Annotated in this window: 14 protein-coding genes and 5 pseudogenes; 7 read left to right on the top strand and 12 right to left on the bottom strand. The window is 57.7% G+C overall.

The window, feature by feature from the left end; genetic code table 11:
• Nucleotides 1-21 precede the first annotated feature (21 nt).
• Nucleotides 22-993 (bottom strand): hypothetical protein, encoded by a 972-nt coding sequence (locus tag ACSQ83_RS27160; RefSeq protein WP_436230298.1) that lies wholly within the window; start codon nucleotides 991-993, stop codon nucleotides 22-24.
• 447 nt (nucleotides 994-1,440) lie between these two features.
• The gene (locus tag ACSQ83_RS27155) at nucleotides 1,441-2,301 is read right to left on the bottom strand and encodes an H-NS family nucleoid-associated regulatory protein (RefSeq protein WP_436230297.1); all 861 of its coding nucleotides are present in this window, start codon (nucleotides 2,299-2,301) and stop codon (nucleotides 1,441-1,443) included.
• A 463-nt stretch (nucleotides 2,302-2,764) separates the two neighbouring features.
• Between ACSQ83_RS27155 and ACSQ83_RS27150 the strand changes: the two genes are divergently transcribed.
• From ACSQ83_RS27150 to ACSQ83_RS27140, 3 genes are all read left to right on the top strand, one after another.
• The gene (locus tag ACSQ83_RS27150; RefSeq protein ID WP_436230296.1) at nucleotides 2,765-3,226 is read left to right on the top strand and encodes an HU family DNA-binding protein; all 462 of its coding nucleotides are present in this window, start codon (nucleotides 2,765-2,767) and stop codon (nucleotides 3,224-3,226) included.
• A 340-nt stretch (nucleotides 3,227-3,566) separates the two neighbouring features.
• Nucleotides 3,567-4,169 (top strand): sel1 repeat family protein, encoded by a 603-nt coding sequence (locus ACSQ83_RS27145; RefSeq protein WP_436230295.1) that lies wholly within the window; start codon nucleotides 3,567-3,569, stop codon nucleotides 4,167-4,169.
• A gap of 366 nt (nucleotides 4,170-4,535) precedes the next feature.
• Nucleotides 4,536-4,877, top strand: coding sequence for a YciI family protein (locus tag ACSQ83_RS27140; protein WP_436230294.1), 342 nt, complete (start codon nucleotides 4,536-4,538; stop codon nucleotides 4,875-4,877).
• 188 nt (nucleotides 4,878-5,065) lie between these two features.
• Here ACSQ83_RS27140 and argC read toward each other — a convergent pair whose 3' ends face one another.
• A complete protein-coding gene (argC, locus tag ACSQ83_RS27135) occupies nucleotides 5,066-5,992 on the bottom strand; it encodes an N-acetyl-gamma-glutamyl-phosphate reductase (protein WP_436230293.1) in 927 nt (308 codons plus the stop codon).
• 127 nt (nucleotides 5,993-6,119) lie between these two features.
• Here argC and ACSQ83_RS27130 point away from each other — a divergent pair, with 127 nt between their 5' ends.
• On the top strand, nucleotides 6,120-7,004 hold the full coding sequence (locus ACSQ83_RS27130; protein ID WP_436230292.1) for a LysR family transcriptional regulator: 885 nt from the start codon (nucleotides 6,120-6,122) through the stop codon (nucleotides 7,002-7,004).
• Between the two features lie 515 nt (nucleotides 7,005-7,519).
• On the opposite strand, the pseudogene ACSQ83_RS27125 reads toward ACSQ83_RS27130, so the two are convergent.
• Nucleotides 7,520-7,804, bottom strand: a pseudogene (locus ACSQ83_RS27125) (fumarylacetoacetase); the annotation flags it as partial.
• Nucleotides 7,805-7,875: 71 nt separating this feature from the next.
• Here ACSQ83_RS27125 and ACSQ83_RS27120 point away from each other — a divergent pair.
• Nucleotides 7,876-8,965, top strand: a pseudogene (locus tag ACSQ83_RS27120) (IS630 family transposase).
• Here ACSQ83_RS27120 and fahA read toward each other — a convergent pair.
• The 5 genes and pseudogenes from fahA to ACSQ83_RS27095 form a co-directional block, all read right to left on the bottom strand.
• Nucleotides 8,960-10,000, bottom strand: a pseudogene (gene fahA, locus ACSQ83_RS27115) (fumarylacetoacetase); the annotation flags it as partial. The pseudogenes ACSQ83_RS27120 and fahA overlap by 6 nt on opposite strands.
• Nucleotides 10,001-10,008: 8 nt before the next feature.
• Nucleotides 10,009-10,239 (bottom strand): annotated as a pseudogene (locus tag ACSQ83_RS27110) (VOC family protein); the annotation flags it as partial.
• 293 nt (nucleotides 10,240-10,532) lie between these two features.
• Nucleotides 10,533-11,261 (bottom strand): annotated as a pseudogene (locus tag ACSQ83_RS27105) (IS4 family transposase); the annotation flags it as partial.
• Nucleotides 11,262-11,273: 12 nt separating this feature from the next.
• Complete coding sequence (locus ACSQ83_RS27100; RefSeq protein ID WP_436230291.1) at nucleotides 11,274-11,645, bottom strand: transposase domain-containing protein; 372 nt, start codon at nucleotides 11,643-11,645, stop codon at nucleotides 11,274-11,276.
• A gap of 187 nt (nucleotides 11,646-11,832) precedes the next feature.
• Nucleotides 11,833-12,621: an NAD(P)H-dependent oxidoreductase gene (locus ACSQ83_RS27095; RefSeq protein WP_436230290.1), complete on the bottom strand. Its 789-nt coding sequence runs from the start codon at nucleotides 12,619-12,621 to the stop codon at nucleotides 11,833-11,835.
• Nucleotides 12,622-12,706: 85 nt separating this feature from the next.
• Here ACSQ83_RS27095 and ACSQ83_RS27090 point away from each other — a divergent pair, with 85 nt between their 5' ends.
• Together ACSQ83_RS27090 and ACSQ83_RS27085 are read left to right on the top strand one after the other, a co-directional pair.
• Nucleotides 12,707-13,618: a LysR family transcriptional regulator gene (locus ACSQ83_RS27090; RefSeq protein ID WP_436230289.1), complete on the top strand. Its 912-nt coding sequence runs from the start codon at nucleotides 12,707-12,709 to the stop codon at nucleotides 13,616-13,618.
• A 137-nt stretch (nucleotides 13,619-13,755) separates the two neighbouring features.
• Nucleotides 13,756-14,250, top strand: coding sequence for a helix-turn-helix domain-containing protein (locus ACSQ83_RS27085; protein WP_436230337.1), 495 nt, complete (start codon nucleotides 13,756-13,758; stop codon nucleotides 14,248-14,250).
• Between the two features lie 58 nt (nucleotides 14,251-14,308).
• Here the strand turns inward: ACSQ83_RS27085 and ACSQ83_RS27080 are convergent, their stop codons facing one another.
• From ACSQ83_RS27080 to ACSQ83_RS27070, 3 genes are read right to left on the bottom strand one after another with little or no spacing between them, the layout of a single operon-like run.
• Nucleotides 14,309-15,247 carry a VOC family protein gene (locus ACSQ83_RS27080; protein ID WP_436230288.1) on the bottom strand — a complete coding sequence of 313 codons (939 nt, stop codon included), beginning with the start codon at nucleotides 15,245-15,247 and terminating at the stop codon, nucleotides 14,309-14,311.
• Nucleotides 15,244-16,158, bottom strand: a complete 915-nt coding sequence (locus ACSQ83_RS27075; RefSeq protein WP_436230287.1) for an SMP-30/gluconolactonase/LRE family protein — start codon at nucleotides 16,156-16,158, stop codon at nucleotides 15,244-15,246. Before ACSQ83_RS27075 ends, ACSQ83_RS27080 begins: the two co-directional genes overlap by 4 nt.
• A gap of 10 nt (nucleotides 16,159-16,168) precedes the next feature.
• Nucleotides 16,169-16,654: a cupin domain-containing protein gene (locus tag ACSQ83_RS27070; RefSeq protein ID WP_436230286.1), complete on the bottom strand. Its 486-nt coding sequence runs from the start codon at nucleotides 16,652-16,654 to the stop codon at nucleotides 16,169-16,171.
• Nucleotides 16,655-16,675: the final 21 nt, after the last annotated feature.

Genomic DNA, 16,675 nt, shown 5'->3' with positions numbered 1-16,675 from the left:
TCCGATCGGGGGAGTTTTCAATCAGCGAGTGCTCATGTAGGACAAGTAGAGTGAGGCGTGCAAGCCCTGAAGCTTTTTGCGGTAATCCAAAACGTCGTTGTGCCGGCCTTGTCGCTCAAGGCTGAGCAATTCAAGCAGCAGCCGCATGGCGCGTTCCGGGCTGGTCTGCGTGGAGGGCTGCGCCGCGATCAGGAGGCGCGCAAGAGCGGGTTTCTCGATCAAAACCCAGGCAGGAAACCAGGCGATATCCGTGCTATCGCCGGCCCCTTCAAAGCTCGCGTAGAACTTCTTGAGCAACGAGTCCAACGACTTGTCACCCATCCGTTCGACGAGCCCGGCACAGCGATCTGGCGCGAGCCATGCGAGTTCTGCCAAAAGGGGCCATGTGTCCTCGAGTGCGTCGAGCCGGTAGGAGGCTTCGGCCATCCATGCGAGCGGAGCGGGAATGCGACGCCACGATTCGATAGTATGGACCGCATCGCGCGCATCCGACCAACCGCCTGCCTGCAGCCACAGGGCTGCCGCATGGGTGTCGAGCGAATCGGCTCGGTAGGGTAGCGAACTCGCGCGCTGCGCCAGTTCCTTCCATAGGGGTAGAAGCCATCGGGTGCTCGCAAGCTCGCCCCACATGCGCCGGGCGGCCGGGGTGATTTTTTCAACAAGAGCACAGCGTGTTTCAGCCGCGACCTGATGCTTGGAGAACGCAACGGTTGAGCGCAGGTCAAGTGCGCCGGCCAGAATGGTCAGTAGGGGAATGCTGTCGTCATCGGGATACTCTTCACTCAGCCGCCGAAGGGCCTGCTGTGTCTCACGCGCATCGTAGCGTTGCAGCGCGCTCAGGACATCGTTGCGCAGCATCACATCACGGCTGTCTGCAAAAATATCGAGTTGCATGCTTGAAATACGGAGCGTGCGGCTGTTCAGGTAGAAGCCAATTATGCCATCGACACCTTCAGTTCGGGATTGACTGGACTGAGCGACGCCGGTCGTCACGGGTCACGCAATCGAGCCGGAGATGAGCGACCTGAAGGGCAGCCGAACGGGGCCCAAAAGCGCGGCGTCAGCGAGGGCTAGACACGGCTCTGCATGAAGGTTTTGCAACAAGACGTTGTGTCTTGGTTCGCCCAAGCTGGCGAGCAGTACTTGGTCAAACCGGGCAATCACTTTCAGGTCGTTGAGCCGACAGGGGTTTCGACAACGGCAAAATTTTTCGAATTTGGTCGACCGCCGCTTGAGTCATTTTTGTAATCAACGCATTCGCTTGTACCTGCAATTTCTTCATCTCTCCTGGATCTGTTCGAGGGTTGGCATTGCGATCTCCTTAAATGCCAGGAACGGTTGGGAGCTAAATACACGTCTCCTGACGCAGCGGCGTTAGCTCGCGTGTATGCGCTCGTTAGCGAGAGCGCATTCCGAGACTGTGCACCAGTGCGCGCTGGCTTATGCAGCGTCCTGATTCACGAGATAGACATTGCGGTCCTCCACGGCCGCAAGCCACGCGGGTGCCGGGCCGCGTCCGCTCCACGTCTTGCCAGAGACGGGGTCCAGATATTTCGGCGGCTGTGAGCCAGTAGATTGATCTTTCTTGGCTGCAGCGGTTTTCTTCGCCGCTTTCTTCGTCGCGACGGTCACATCCGAAGACTTCGGTGCTTTGGCAGTCTTAGCAACTTTGCGTGTCTTCTTCGCGGGCGCACCGAAATTCGACGGCTCTGCACCTTCGACTAGGAAACGATTTTTGTTTCGCGCATTGGCGAGCCATGCAGGCGCAGGGCCTCGGCCGCTCCACGACTTTCCGGTCTTCGGATCCAGATACTTAGCGGGCAACGTACTCTTTGCCGCCGCCTTCTTCACCGCTGAATTTTTCACGGCCGCGCTGGACGGTTTCTTGGCCGAGCTTTCAGGTGTGGTGGCGAAGTCTGCGCTACCTGCTGTTTCGATCGGGGTGGCCGCGCCATCGACCAGAAACTTGTTTTTACTTCTCGTCGTTGCGAGCCATGCCGGTGCACGACCGCGTCCGGTCCATGACTTCCCTGTTTTGGGATCAAAGTACTTAACGGGGAACGGTCCCTTGCGCAGATCTTTCGTCGGAGAAGCGCTGGCTGTTTTCACGATTGCACGTTTGGATGCAGCTACCTCGCGCTTTTCTTTGGCTTTTGCCTCGATATCTTCAGTGGTGAGCCCGTGTTCCAGCATCAGTGCGCGGATGCTGTCGAGCGCAATCTGTGACTTCTGCGCGATGAGTTTTTCAGCCTGACTCTGCAGTATTGCGATTTTCTCCTGGATTTGTTCAAGTGTACGCATGTGGGCTCCTTTTGTTAGACATCCTCGCAATATGCCAGTTAGCAGCGCACTAGGAAAGTAGTCAAGCAAAGTCGTTGTAGATCGCTGCTGAAAATCCGGCCCGTTTTCTTAACAAGTTGCTCACGTCCCGTAACTAATCGCAATAATTTTCCCGGAGGGGGAGGGCACCATCACAAGTCGAGGAAGAGACGACGCTCGTCAATGAGACCGTAGTCGTGTACTCGCAGCTCATAACGGTTCCGCGAGATGTGACTTCACCCTGTGTTGTTTTAGAAGTATCGACAACGAGAAGATCACCTCGAGAATTAGAAAACCATCCTAAATTAGGGTCTCAAACGTTGCGCCTTCTACTTGAGGTTGTTACTCTGCGCATACCCGAGCATTTTTACCTTTGCGAAAGACAACGGTTATTGACCTCGCAAAGGCAAGCGTCTTGGGCAACCTAAACGATTTAGAGGAACTCATGGCAACTGCTACGAAGAAAACGCCTGCTGCAAAAAAGGCTACTGTGTCTGCTAAGAAGGCTCCTACACCCGTTGCGAAAAAAGCAACCGTAAGTGCGAAGAAGGCCGTATCGCCGGCAACGAAAACTGCAAACGCTACGTCATTGAAGCCGATCAAGGATTCGTTCACGAAGGCATCGCTGAGCTTGCATTTGGCTGAGCGCGCCGGGGTCGAACCGAAAGCTGCGAAAGCGCTGATGGCAGCTTTGGAAGAGACAGTCCTCGCCTCCGTTCACAAGAAGGGTGCGAAAGAATTTACGCTTCCTGGTTTGCTGAAGGTCGTGGCTCAAGATGTACCGGCGAAGAAGAAGCGTTTTGGCAAAGATCCGTTTTCGGGCGAAGACAAGTGGTTCGCAGCAAAACCGGCATCTGTACGTCTCAAGGTGCGGCCTCTGAAGAAACTGAAGGATGCTGCACTGTAAGAGCTGCCGCAGTTGCAACAAAACATAGATTGGCTTGACGTGGCCTGCCGTGGGTCAGAGTTAGCGGCAGGCTACCTATGGCAACTACGCTGCGGTAACAAATGAGGATGCTCGCAAAACGGTGGCGTCACTTGCGAATAGCGCGAAGTGCGTTTGCATAGGCCGGAGCAACCTTGCAGTGGCGTTCGAACGGATTTAAGCAGAACCTGTGACGATCCGCTTCGGACAGGTTCAGGCGCCGCACTGGCCTCTTCAACGAACATCATCTTCCGACGCATGCTACCGGTGTTGGAATAATTAATGATGGTTGCCGCATCCGTATTTAAAGGAGGCGAGGAAAATGTCGGAAGCAAGTTGGTTCAATCAGTTGCCCCTCGAATGGCAAGCCTTGAAAAGACACGATGCAGCGTTGGACATCGAAAAATTCTATCGGCATGTCATGTCGGCCCATAAATCGGGATTTGCGTCATTTGAGGCGATCGCGACTACCGCCAACGCGCTACTGTTGTCGAGCATTCCCGGCGCACCCTATCTCGGACGCAAACTATTTGAGCAAGTGGGTGTCAACAAGCATCCGACGCTGCGCGTCGCATACGCGCTTTCATTATTCGCGGGTACTGGGGGCGATGCAGATCCAGAATCAGCAAATCGCATATTGGCCGATGTCTTGAAGGACGACAACGCACAGGATGCATTGAAAGGTCTTGCTGCGGCCGCTTTGGGCGATAGCGCGCGTCTCGGTCGTGGTATGGAGGCCGATCCGGAGCAAGCCAAGGTGCAATACGAGACTGCTTTTAAATACGGTAATCTCGACGCGGCTCGGACGCTTGGGCTGTACTGGGATAACCATTGGAATGCCGCCGCTGCGGGCGACAAGCTACCCAATCCCGCACGGGCGGCCAGCTGGTATAAACGCTGTCAATCGATACTCGGGGGCACATAGCGAGTGCGAGGTATCACGTGGTCGACGATGATGGAATGCCTTTTGGGTAGATGTGAGCCGGATGGCCCGGTAGCCTGCGGCGGATTGATTTTCGATTAGGCATCGGACCGGGTTCGGCAAGCAAGAGACGATCGACAAGGAGACTTACTTCGAGGACAATCCGGCGACCCGCAAACGGGTACGGCTTACCGTCTAGATGCTCCAAGCAGAAGTCGCCAGATTAGCCGCCGCCATATCGATTAGGGGGACTACTTTGACAACAGAAGCACCAACGAGAACTGGCCGTAAAGACGTACCGAATCATCCGCTCGCATTCCGGCGCAAGATGTCCGACGTGCGAGCGAACTCACACCCGGAGGACCGACGATGACGAAGTACCTTATTTCCTTCCCCGGATCGGCGATGGACATTCGCGAGGAAGACATAGCTGCGGTCGGCGAAGCGGCACACGCAGTCATACGCGAGGCAAAGGATGCCGGCGTCTATGTGTTCGGCGGTGGTATCAACGAGGACGTCGCGCCGCTGATGGTTGCCGCTGACGGCACCGTCACGAACGGTACCTACCCGCAGACCAAGGAGTTCGACGGCGGCTTCTGTGTCCTGGAACTCCCGTCGCGCGACGCCGCCGTCCAATGGGCCGCGGAAATCGCCAAAGCCTGCGGCTGCTCGCAGGAGCTCCGCGAGTTCGGGTACGACCCCGAGAGCTGACCGGCAAGTTCGCACCTCAGGGCGTTGTCTCGAAGCCAGTCAAGGTCGGTTCGTACGTCCGGCTTCGGAGCATTGCGAAGGGCCGTGAGTCGACCTCTGCCCAACGCAGTTCCGGTGCCCCGATCTCGTTTCGCCGACTCAAAGTCGGACCGGGTGCGGCCAAACGCTATCTAAATCCATCGGCCACTCTAATGCGTGAGCATCAGGTTCAGGTTCTGCACCGCAGCGCCGGCCGCGCCCTTGCCGAGATTATCGAAAACCGCGGATAGCAAGACCTGCCTGTGTTCCCTGTTAGCAAATACGCTTAAGCGCATATCGTCCGTACCGTTCAGTACTTGTGGATCCAAATGCTTTAAAACGCGCGATTCATGCAGCGGCAAGACGTGGACGCGGGCCGCTTCAGCATAGTGGCGTGCGAGGCATGCGTGTAACGTGGCACCGTCCAAGGAGGGTGCCAGCAGCCGCAACTCCAAGGGCACCGTCAGCACGATGCCCTGGCGGAACGCACCATACGCAGGGACGAAGAGCGGACGCTGCGCGAGTCCGGCGTGCTGCTGGATCTCCGGGGTGTGCTTGTGCGCGAGTTCCAGACCATATAACTGGTACGACGGTGCGTCGACAGCTCCCGGCCCCTCGTGTTCTTCGACGCCTGCACGCCCGCGTCCGGAGTAGCCGGACACCGCGTAAATGCTGACCGGGTAGTTGCCTGGTATGAGTCCGGCGTGCAGCAGGGGACGCAGCAAGCCAATTGCACCGGTCGGATAGCAACCTGGATTGGTGACCCGACGTGCGTTCGCAATGCGCTCAGCCTGTCCCGGAGACATTTCTGGAAAGCCGTACGTCCAGTCCGGCAGTGTGCGGTGAGCGGAACTTGCATCGATTACTCTGACAGCAGGGTTAATAATGGCATCCACCGCCTCTCGCGCGGCGGCATCGGGCAGGCAAAGGATGGCGATGTCGCAGGCGTTGATAGCTTCGGAGCGACGCTTCGGATCCTTGCGTTCCGCGGCGGGAAGCGTAGCCAGTTTCAGATCGGTTCGGTCGCGAAGCCGTTCGTGAATTTGCAACCCGGTGGTGCCTTGGTCGCCGTCGATGAATACAAGAGGAGAGCTCATGCGCGGAATACTCCGGTGACTGGGTCATAACAAGTACAGCAAGCCCCTATCTTCCGCGTACCGCTAAAATAGTAAAAGTCGAATTTCATAACCCTAACATTCAGCTTTTCTGAATCTGGACGCCGGCATGCGAGAGATCAGCCTGGACCGCTTGCGCACCTTGGTCGCGATTGCCGACCGTGGCTCATTCGCCGACGCGGCGCGTGCGCTGCACCTGGCGCCCCCCACGGTCAGTCTGCACATCGCTGAACTGGAAGAGCGCATTGGGGCTCCGCTCCTGTCACGTAAGCGCGGACATGTTCGACCGTCGGCGATAGGCGAGATGTTGGTCGAGCGCGCGCGGCGACTGCTGGCTGACGCGGAGCAGGCGTTGGACGATGTTCACCGTGAGGTGCAGGGGCTTGAAGGGCGCGTGCGGCTCGGCGCGTCGACGGGCGCGATCGCACACCTGCTGCCGCAAGCGCTCGAGGTGCTGCGCCTTCACCATCCCGCTATCGACATTCAGGTTGCGGTACTCACTTCGCATGAAACGCTGACCCGACTGGCCGATGGAACGCTGGATGTTGGGCTGGTCGCTCTGCCTCAGCCCCCGGTGGCTGGACTCACGATAAAGCCCTGGCGTCGCGACCCCGTCATGGCCTTCGTGCCGGCAGATTGGCGATGTCCGGCTCGCATCACGCCTGAGTGGCTCTCGGCTCAGCCGCTCATTCTTAACGACGCCACCACGCGTCTCTCGCGCCTGACTGCGGAGTGGTTCGCGACCGGCGGTTACCAGCCTGTGCCGCGCATTCAGCTCAACTACAACGACGCAATCAAGAGCCTGGTCGCGGCAGGTTATGGCGCAGCGCTGTTGCCCCATGAGGCCTCTACGCCATTGCCCGACCTGCGCATTGTCATGCGTCCGCTGCGCCCTGCGTTGTGGCGTCGTCTTGGCGTTGCACATCGTGCGGGGTACGTAGAACGTTCCACGCAACACGTACTCGATGTGTTGTGGGATCTCCGATTGGGGTAGGGATTAAAACTGGATTGGAATTGCCATTTGGCGCTTCGGTTCGTCCTCGCGGGGACAGTAGCTTCCTGCACGCTACGACGAACGAATGGCCGGTTTGTAGAAATTTGACCAACTGAATTGGGTCGCACTCTGCCGGAAGCGACCTACTGAACGAGAGCCGAAAGGATCATCACTACGCCTCCAGAGCGGGGCGTCCAACCAGAAGCCATGTCGGAGGCGAGTGTGTCGCCTGACACTTGGTCAAATCGCGCTTCGATGACTGCATCTCACAGTCTCGATGGAGCTCCGTCGCAGCCAGAGCAAAAATGCCGTTTAAAATACCAACGTCGGCCGTCCATTCCATTGAGGGCGTGTTAACCGTGGGCCCGTTCTCTCGCGCGTACAAGGTTGGCGCACGCGCTTTCCTGCGGGTTTCTGCGTCGTCAACTACGGCTCCGAACGCTGCGCGCAGGTCTGCCAACATTACGAATTTCGCACATCGAGGCTCCTTCCGTCTCATCAAAGCGCTGTCCATATCAGACCGCGCGAGTGCCGCGGGCTGGCAGGACCGTACCGCGGCACTCCCCGAATCCGATGCGGCGTTGTCCCGCGCGCTGACAATTGCCCCGCAGGATGATGCTGTCATCATCATGCAAAAAACCGCGCTCTTCTCCGTTGGAGAGCTTGATGGGCCGTTTGCCGTTTGACGTCAACTCCATCAACGATGCCGCCTGTTCTGGTTTCGGCCCCGAGAGCGTTCCTGTTCCCAGCAAGTCGCCAGGATTGAGATTGCAGCCGTTAACTGTGTGATGAGCGACTAGTGTGCTGTTCCGTTGTTAACTGAACTATGTTTGCGTAGGATGTTGGTATCAACCGAACTGGAGATGCCAGCATGCCAATGGGACGACCGAAGGTGGAGTTGACGTTGAGCGAAACCGAACAATTGCAACTTGCTTCGATGGCGCGTTCGCGGTCGATTCCGGCTGCGCTGGTTACACGGGCACGCATTGTTCTGGCTGCGGCCGCTGGCGAACCGAATAGCGAGATTGCCAGGCGCCTGCAACTCACGCGTGCCACGGTGGGTAAATGGCGTTCCCGGTTTCTTGGACAGCGCATCAATGGTCTGTACGACGAAGTGCGGCCCGGCAAGCCTCGCACGATCGATGACGAGCGGGTGGCCGAGTTGATTTACAAGACGTTGCAACCAAGCCTGCCGACGGTTCCACGCATTGGAGCATACGCGCAATTGCTGCGGAGACGACAATCTCTGCGACCACCGTCCATCGATACTTCAAGCTGCTGGGCCTCCAGCCGCACCGCAGCGAAAGCTTCAAACTGTCGACCGACCCGTTCTTCATCGAGAAACTGCGCGACGTGGTCGGCCTGTACCTGAGCCCTCCAGAGAACGCGCTGGTGCTGTGCGTAGACGAGAAAAGCCAATGCCAGGCGCTTGAGCGTACGCAACCCATGCTGCCGATGGGCTTCGGTTACGTTGAGGGCGTCACGCATGACTATGTGCGTCACGGCACCACCACTTTGTTTGCGGCCCTGAACGTGCTCAACGGCGCGGTGCTCGCCACCTGCAAGCCGCGTCACCGGCACCAAGAGTTTTTGTCCTTCCTGCGCGAGATTGACAAGGCGGTCCCGAAGGTCTCGATGTGCACTGCATCGTGGACAACTACAGTGCCCACAAGCATCCCAAGGTCAAGGCATGGCTGGCCGCGCGGCCTCGGTGGCACATGCATTTCATCCCCACCTATAGTTCGTGGCTCAACCAGGTGGAACGCTTCTTCGCGTTGATCACCGGCAAGGCCATACGTCGCGGTTCGTTCGGCTCGGTCAGGCAACTGATTACGCGTATCGATCAATTCGTGTCCCACTACAACCAGAATTGCAAACCTTTTACATGGACCGCTTCCGCTGACGCCATCCTCGCAAAGCTACAAAGACTTTGTACGAGAATCAGCGGAACGGAACACTAGCTGCGCGACGCTCCAATATGCGTCAGCGAGATTCGACGTCGCTAGCAAATCGCCCGCATGGCCGGCGCGCCGCATCGCCTCGGTTTGAATCCAGACTTCAAGCTGAACGTCGATTGCACCGGCTTCCGTGTTCTCGAGCGAATCGAGATACGGCAGAGGCCGCGGATCGTCTGCCGAACGGATGAACGCCCGACGAAACGGCGCAAGTGCCTCCATCGTCACGACCCACGGGGAGAGCGTCGAGGCGAAGTTCTTCGACAGAAATGGCCCAAGCGGCTGATATTCCCAGACCTGGACGTCACGCGCGCTCCAGTCGTTGAACAGCGTCAAGCCGAAGACATGATCCTCAGCTTGATCGATCGACACCGACTCGCCTTGCTCGTTCGGGCTCGCCATTACGATGCCCATCTCCAGCTCATAGTCCAGCCGCTTGCTCGGCCCGAGCGTGGGCGCATCTGCGTCCGCCGCTTTGGTCTGGCCCGCCGGACGATGAAAGGCGCTCCCGCTCGGCTGGATGGATGAGGCGCGGCCGTGGTATCCGATCGGCACCCACTTGTAATTCGGCAGCAGCGGATTGCCGGGACGGAACTGCTGTCCGATCGTTGTCGCGTGATGGACGCTGATGTAAAAGTCGGTGTAATCGCCGATGCGGCACGGCAGCGTCATCTCCGCGTCCGCCTGCGGCACGAGACAGTCAGTCAACGCCGCCTGCTGGGCGCTGCTTTCCGCGAGCGCCGCCGACAGCGCTCGGCGGACGCTCCTTCGCGCCCGCGAGCCTGACGCCATGAAGGCATTCAGATCGCCCTCGGCCAACGGCGCGAGCAATGCGCCGACACCATCCGACCACGCAGCGCGTTCCGACGCGAGACGCAAATCGAGCACTTGGTAGCCGATTGCTACGCCGATGCGATAGGGCTCATTAGCGCCGCGCCGACGGAACGAGTCGAACGGCAGATTCTGGATCGGAAAATCGGTCTCGTCGACATTGGCTGAGCTCACCCAGCTCGTAAGCGCTGGGTCGTGTGTTTCATCCATCGAGGCAATCACTTTTTGAACTCCCGGTCATGGAGAAAGGCAGCGTGCTGCGGCGCGCGCTTGGTCTTCGACCAGTCTTCGAGCATGGCCCATTTGACCGAATCAAGCTTGCGGATCATCTCTTCCTCGTCCGGGTCCGGATACGCCAGCTCGACACGGTGCCCGTTGGGATCGAAGAAATAAATGGAATAGAATGCGCTGTGGTCGGTGACGCCAAGCACTTCAATGCCATTGGTTTGACCCACCCAGACCGCAAATCAGCAGAAGCTTTCGTGCGAAGCTTCTTGCTGGGATATCGAAACGGCCTCGCCTTAACAGTTCGTGGGCAAATTCGTCCAGAACGAGATCGGTGGGGCAATTGGGCTATTCGCTTCCCCAACCGAATCAGTTCCATACGGGCGTCGTCGGTCATGTCAGCATTCGCGATTCCGAGAAAGGTCAGCTGCATTGCATGATAGGAACGGATGAAGCTCAATCTAAGCGGATCCAACGTCGATTGCCTGGCGATTCGCGTCATACCGATGCGGATTAGATTGTAGGCGATCAAGGCTCCCCAGATTTCTTGATACACGCATTGCACAGTTTCACCGCGTAACGTCAGCGCCACGCCGAGCATTGTGTTTTTTAGTTCCATGTAGCTTGTTTCGACCTGCCACCGGCGTCGGTACACCGCTTCGATTTCAGAAGGTTTGAATCGGCGAGAGTCCGTCAGCGATGTGAGGAGAATCCGCCGACGCCCTTTCGCGTCGGTGGTCCGGATTGCTCGTGCTCGCCAACTATCCGGGAGGTTTGGATTTGCGCGTCGTGCTTGCTGAGAAACGGTCAACGATACAATTTGATCGTCGTCCGTTCCCGAGATCCTTGTCCAACGTGTATTCGATTTCGCCGGAATTATGAAGTGTCGGCGCTCGCCCGACGCCCGAAGACCGCACAAAATCTGCGCTGACATAAACCCCTTGTCAAACACCGTAATCGAATAGTTTGGAATTCGGGGAACGAGCCGACGCGCGGTCAGCATTTCGTTGATACCGTAGGGTCCTAATTCAGCGTCGCAAATAAGATGCGTTTGGATTGAGGACAGCGTAACCCCTCTCACCTGTGGGTGGCTGCCAATCCTTCCGCTCCTACTCAATTGAGAACCGAAATGGGCTCGATTGCATCGACTGTCGGCGGTCCGCAAGGTCGTGCCGTCGATCGCGAAGAGCGAAAATCCTTTGAATTTCGCTTGATCGGCGCTCTCTGTGATCCAGTTCTTCGCCGACTCTTTGAAAAGTCACTCCACTGGAGCCGGGCCAACGCGTTGGCGAGCTTGCGTTATCGCGCTTTTGCTAACGAACGCGCCATCCATTTTGGGCAGAGCGATGTCAAGTTCATCAACGACTTCGCTCGCGGAGTGCTGTCGATACAAGGCCAGCGCTATAACTAAAAACACCACCTTCTCGGCGGGCAGTCGCCGGCGCCTGATGCTCGCTTTATCGGTCGATCGGATCGCATCGTCGATCCAAGCTGCTGGTAGGTAATCGTGCAGTCGGCGCATGCCGACCGCACGATCTGGTTCTCTCGATTCCTTCCGATCAACTTGAGGCATGGCGAAGAAAGTTAACACCACCATGCCTCGTTTACAACTGATATCGAGCAACTTCACGCGTTTCACCGGAACGCTAACTGAACGGCATTACGGCACATGGCCGGGTCTGCGAAAGTACTAACTCGCCTGCTCTACCTGCGAGCGTTGCTGTGCCAGGAGGTATTGGGCGTATGCAAGCGTGCCGTCCTTAACTCGTAATGTTCGTCCGGCACGCGTGGCATCGGGACTTACGAGGCAATACGCTTTAGGCCGTTTCACTCCGATGAATAGAGAAGCCAGCAGCGCCTGGCGATTCTAATTCGGGCCGCAACTGCATCGTGGGGATCACGTAGTCGCCAAAATTCTGACGCCGATAAGGAATTGGTGGGATTGTTTCAATCGTCTTCATCCGTTCGCGCAGGCGGCTGGACACAGCAAGGAAGCCGGCTTCGTCAAGGCGGTCAACGCGATAGGATACGAACGGCGGTAGCACCGTGTACCCCGGGTAGAACAAGATGCCGTGGTTGATCGGGAACAGCAGGTCGTCAATCGGGCCGTTGATCCCGCGGGCTGAATAATGTTCCTCCCAGCCGCCCGTAGTCACCAAGAGCATTGCACGCTTGCCCGCCAATGTCCCCTCGCCATAGCGATCGCCCCACCGTCTCTCACTTTGCTCACCGACACCATAGGCAAAGCCGAAGGCGTACACCCGATCGACCCATCCTTTGAGGATCGCCGGCATCGAAAACCACCACAGCGGAAATTGAAGGATCAGGACATCAGCCCAGACAAGCTTGTCTTGCTCGGCCTTTACATCCGCGGTCAGCGTATTAGAGGCAAAAGCCTGGGCCGAGGCAGGCGCTACCTGAAGCCGTTGGTCGGGCCCAAGCAGCGGAAAGTCTGCGCGATCGATCTCAGCTTTCCAGTTCATGGCATAGAGATCTGATACTCGAACCTCGTGTCCTTGTGCTTCCAGTTCGTGGACGGCGACGTCGCGTAGGGCGCCGTTAAGGGATGTCGGCTCAGGATGGGCGTACACGATAAGGACTTTCATCTTTCATCTCATTGATGGTGGAGCATTCAGGCTAATCAATGATCAGGTATATTGGAAATGACTTTCTGCGATACCTGCTATAGCCATGGACAATCTGAAAAATCTCGACCTGAATCTTTTGCGTACGCTCAGCGTGTTGCTTGCAGAGCACAACGTCAGTCGCGCGGCAGAGCGGCTCCATCTTTCCCAGCCGTCAGTCAGCGTTCAGTTGGCCAAGCTAAGGAACATGTTCGAGGATCCTTTGCTTTTGCCGGGGCCTCGTGGCATGCGACCCACTGCGCGGGCGGAATCATTGCGGGAGCCGCTAGCCGTGGCGCTGGACGCGCTAAATGAAGTCATGTCCCCCCTGCAACCGTTTAATCCATCCAGCGCAAGCCTTACCTGGAGGATTGCCGCGACAGATTACAGCGAGGCGACGGTGCTGCTTCCCGCGTTGCCCCTGTTGCGTAAATTTGCGCCCAACGCGCGACTCAGCGTTGTGCAAATAGCGCCCCGGCTTATCGCTAGACAATGTGACCTTGGTGAAGTGGATCTTGCGTTTCACACGGCCGATGAGTCGCCTGAAGGGCTGCGCCGTAGGACCTTGTTCAAGGAGCACTATGTCCTCGTTGCGCGCCCGGGTCATCCGCGGCTCAAGCGACGTATCACGTTGGAGCAGTTCTGCAAACTCGAGCATGTCGTCGTGTCCCCAGACGGAGGCGGATTCGCGGGTGTAACCGACACAGTGTTAGCGCAAATGGGCATACAGAGACGTGTCATGCTCTCGGTGCCTCATTTCAGTTTCGTCAGGGACGTGCTTTCGCGTACCGATCTGGTGGCGATGCTGCCTTCACGCCTGGCCAGGGCGGGTGCTGGACTAAGGATAGTACAGGCGCCTGTCGACGTTCCCGGATATGAAATGGTCATGCTGTGGCACGAGCGCCTGCATCGCGACCCGTCGCATCAATGGTTGCGTGAGATGGTCGGAGCTGCCGTCAATGCTTCCGGGCAGTGGTAAGCCATTCTGAGAGTCGCCGTAAAGGAAAAAAAAGCCGCACCTGGTTAGGTGCGGCTTTTCATCCTGAGGAAGGCTTACGCGTCCCTAAAATCACTAACTTAACGCCAATCACGTTCGCGATCGTGCTTTTGCCCATTATGGTTAGACCACATGAAAAAAGCAGCGATGGACACGCCGAACACAAAGGTAAAAATAGTCGCACCCATGTCAATCTCCTTTCATGGCCAAAAGGCCTGCGTACCACAATATTACTCGAAGGGCAGCGAGCGAGGTCGTATTCAGCATCGCCGATAAATCCCACTGGGCAGTCGAATGGACGTAGCCGACCGCGCCAAGGATCGAAGCTGCCGAGAAGGTCTGAAGATTTATTGTTCGAGGAGAGCTTGGCGCATCGCGCCGGGCGTCGGACGTTCGGGGCTCGACTGGACCTTTGTCTGAAGCGAAACAATATCTCGTCAAGTCAGGCCGCCAAGCGAGTCGGAGTTGCAGTAGAAGAAGTGACTTATTGGCGTGCCGGTATTACTGCTCCGACGCGTTCGGGGTGCCGGCGTCTGTCGCGATTGCTCGGCGTCGACGTATTCTGGCTGTGCCTGGGGATAGAGGCGGAAGGACCCGATACCCGCGTTCTTTGAGGGACCAAGGTGTCCAGGCGGCGGTTCTGGGTCGTGAGTGTGTGGGCTGTATCCGTTACTAACAGTGTCCCTCCAGCCGTTCGATAGCCAACAGATAATGACCGTCAGGACCTTGAAAGAGGAGGATAGGCCCTTCCGACGTCGGTCTTATATGACGCGATGGCATGCCGAGATTCGACGCAAGCCTGCTTAAATCGCTGCAACGAACCACGATTCTGTCACTGACGATGTCAGTGGCAATGGCTCGGGTGAGAGATTGCGGGACAATCGGTCTGCGGTACGCAAGCAATTCAAGGTGAGGTGACAACTCCGAGGTTGTCTGAAGAGACACTACATCGACTATCGGATTTTCGAGCGCATCCAGCAATCCCTGCTCGCTTCCAGAATTGGTTTGATAAGCGTTCATGGTCAGTCCCAGCGAGTCCGCATAAAATGCGATGCTCGACGGGGCACTGGATACGGATATGGCGGTATGGTCGACGCCCGCGCGCACAGTTGATCGCGCATTTTCATCGCCGGCAGGCTGCAGCAATTCGAGCGGGTGACCATCCGGGTCACGAAACTTGAATGCCGTGACGCCGCCGCTGCCGTCGGGCAGACGAATCGGCGCCGGACCGCCATCCGAACCGCGTGAAATTGCCGTCGGACACGCCGAGGCGCTGTCTTCACGATAAAGCCGCTTGAACGCGGTGTCGATATCCATGCAACGTACTGCCAGATGTTGAAACACAAGATCTGCTGAGGTGTTTGGCGAGGGATAAGGGCGTGCGTTCGGCCCAGCTTCGACAAGCTCGACTTCCTCCTCGCCAAGCCGCAAGCGTTGCACGTTGATATCACGCGCGCCGAACCCAAGTTCGTCCGCGAGCGCTCGGTCCATGATGAACGCTGGACCAGTGGCCTGGAAGCCGAGCCGGTCCTGATAGAACGCAGTACTACGGTCAAGCTCAACGACGTTGCGGCTGATTCGGATAATCCGGGTGATGGGCGCGGGCTTCACGGACGCTGCGCTCCCCGCTGATTGGTGTAGATAGCAAACAGGGAATGTGAGGCGCAGATAAACAAGCGGCTTCGATTACGCCCGCCAAACGTCAAGTTTGAAACAGTGAACGGCACGTGAATCTTGCCCAGTAGTTCACCGGATGGCGCGATGCAGTGCACGCCATCCGCCGCGCTCGACCATACATTGCCATCTTCATCACAGCGAATGCCATCGGCGAACCCAGGATCGATCTTGTGGAATACGCTCGGCTTGGAACACACGATGCCCTCTGCGTCGACATCCATCACGGCAATGTTCTGGATCGGGCTCGGATCGAACTGCAGACCACTTTCACAGACATAAAGGCGCGTCTCGTCCGGTGAGAAACACAGACCGTTGGGACCCACGAACTGGTCAGAAACGACACTGAGTTCGCCGCTGCTCGGCACGAGCCTATATACGCATGCGGGACGCTCCGCCACCTGCTTGCCTCCTTCATAGTCTGTCTGAATGCCATAGGGTGGGTCTGAGAACCAGATCGTGTCATCGCTTTTGACGATCACATCGTTGGGCGAGTTTAAACGCTTGCCTTCAAAGCGATCTGCCAGTATCAGCACACGCCCGTCGAGTTCGGTACGCGTAATACATCGCTCGCGGTGCGCGCATCCAATCAGCCGGCCCTGACGGTCGCGCGTATGCCCGTTGGCAAAGCCCGACGGCTGCCTGAACACGCTGACGCCGCCGCTTTGCGTCCATCGCATGATCCGGTCATTCGGCAGGTCGCTGAACAGCAGGCAATCCTGATCGGCAAACCAGACCGGTCCTTCAAGCCACCGAAAGCCGTCGTCGAGTAATTCGAGCGCCGCGTTCGGAAGGACCATCGCCTTAAAGCGCGGGTCAATGATTTCCACATCGAAATGCGTGCCCATGTGACGCTCGCTAGCGAAAGTGTCCCGGCACGTGGACCGGGTCGACGTGCAACTGGATCGTCATGAGCACCGCAGGCTGATCCCCTATCGTGCCTGAGCGATGACCCAGGCGGCCAGTCGTATCGGCGATGCTTCCCTGGTCCTCGCCTAGCGAGAGGTCGCCCGGGCCCATTTCAATGCGCGTGCCGTCCATGGACTCTACCCACCACCGCCCCGATATCGGGATGATCCACTGAGGCGCCGGGTTCTCGTGCCAGTCACCGACCCAACCGACGGGCTGGACCGTGACCACCACCGTGGCCTCGGACCGTTCCTGCTTGTCGTTCCATTGAGGGGCAGCGTTACCCACGCCCTTCAGTTCAAACCGGTCCAGTTCGCAGCGGGCTTGATGACTGATCCCCTGATCGTCGGTCCACAAATGCCAATAGCCGACCCTAGGGGCATCCCCTTTTTTCGATGCCGATTGTGTAGTTGCGTTTGAAACTGAGTCGGACATGAATGCGCTCCTTGGTTGGGT

The sequence above is a fragment of the Caballeronia sp. LjRoot29 genome (assembly GCF_964252755.1).
Classification (GTDB): Bacteria; Pseudomonadota; Gammaproteobacteria; order Burkholderiales; family Burkholderiaceae; genus Caballeronia.
Note: the sequence above shows the minus strand (reverse complement) of the source record. Positions and strands in the feature narration are given on the sequence as shown.

Bases quoted from the DNA above. Each gene is read 5' to 3' on its own strand.
- ACSQ83_RS27155 (WP_436230297.1), bottom strand. From the start codon at position 2,301: ATGCGTACACTTGAACAAATCCAGGAGAAAATCGCAATACTGCAGAGT.
- ACSQ83_RS27150 (WP_436230296.1), top strand. From the start codon at position 2,765: ATGGCAACTGCTACGAAGAAAACGCCTGCTGCAAAAAAGGCTACTGTG.
- ACSQ83_RS27145 (WP_436230295.1), top strand. From the start codon at position 3,567: ATGTCGGAAGCAAGTTGGTTCAATCAGTTGCCCCTCGAATGGCAAGCC.
- ACSQ83_RS27140 (WP_436230294.1), top strand. From the start codon at position 4,536: ATGACGAAGTACCTTATTTCCTTCCCCGGATCGGCGATGGACATTCGC.
- argC (WP_436230293.1), bottom strand. From the start codon at position 5,992: ATGAGCTCTCCTCTTGTATTCATCGACGGCGACCAAGGCACCACCGGG.
- ACSQ83_RS27130 (WP_436230292.1), top strand. From the start codon at position 6,120: ATGCGAGAGATCAGCCTGGACCGCTTGCGCACCTTGGTCGCGATTGCC.
- ACSQ83_RS27095 (WP_436230290.1), bottom strand. From the start codon at position 12,621: ATGAAAGTCCTTATCGTGTACGCCCATCCTGAGCCGACATCCCTTAAC.
- ACSQ83_RS27090 (WP_436230289.1), top strand. From the start codon at position 12,707: ATGGACAATCTGAAAAATCTCGACCTGAATCTTTTGCGTACGCTCAGC.
- ACSQ83_RS27085 (WP_436230337.1), top strand. From the start codon at position 13,756: ATGGTTAGACCACATGAAAAAAGCAGCGATGGACACGCCGAACACAAA.
- ACSQ83_RS27075 (WP_436230287.1), bottom strand. From the start codon at position 16,158: ATGGGCACGCATTTCGATGTGGAAATCATTGACCCGCGCTTTAAGGCG.
- ACSQ83_RS27070 (WP_436230286.1), bottom strand. From the start codon at position 16,654: ATGTCCGACTCAGTTTCAAACGCAACTACACAATCGGCATCGAAAAAA.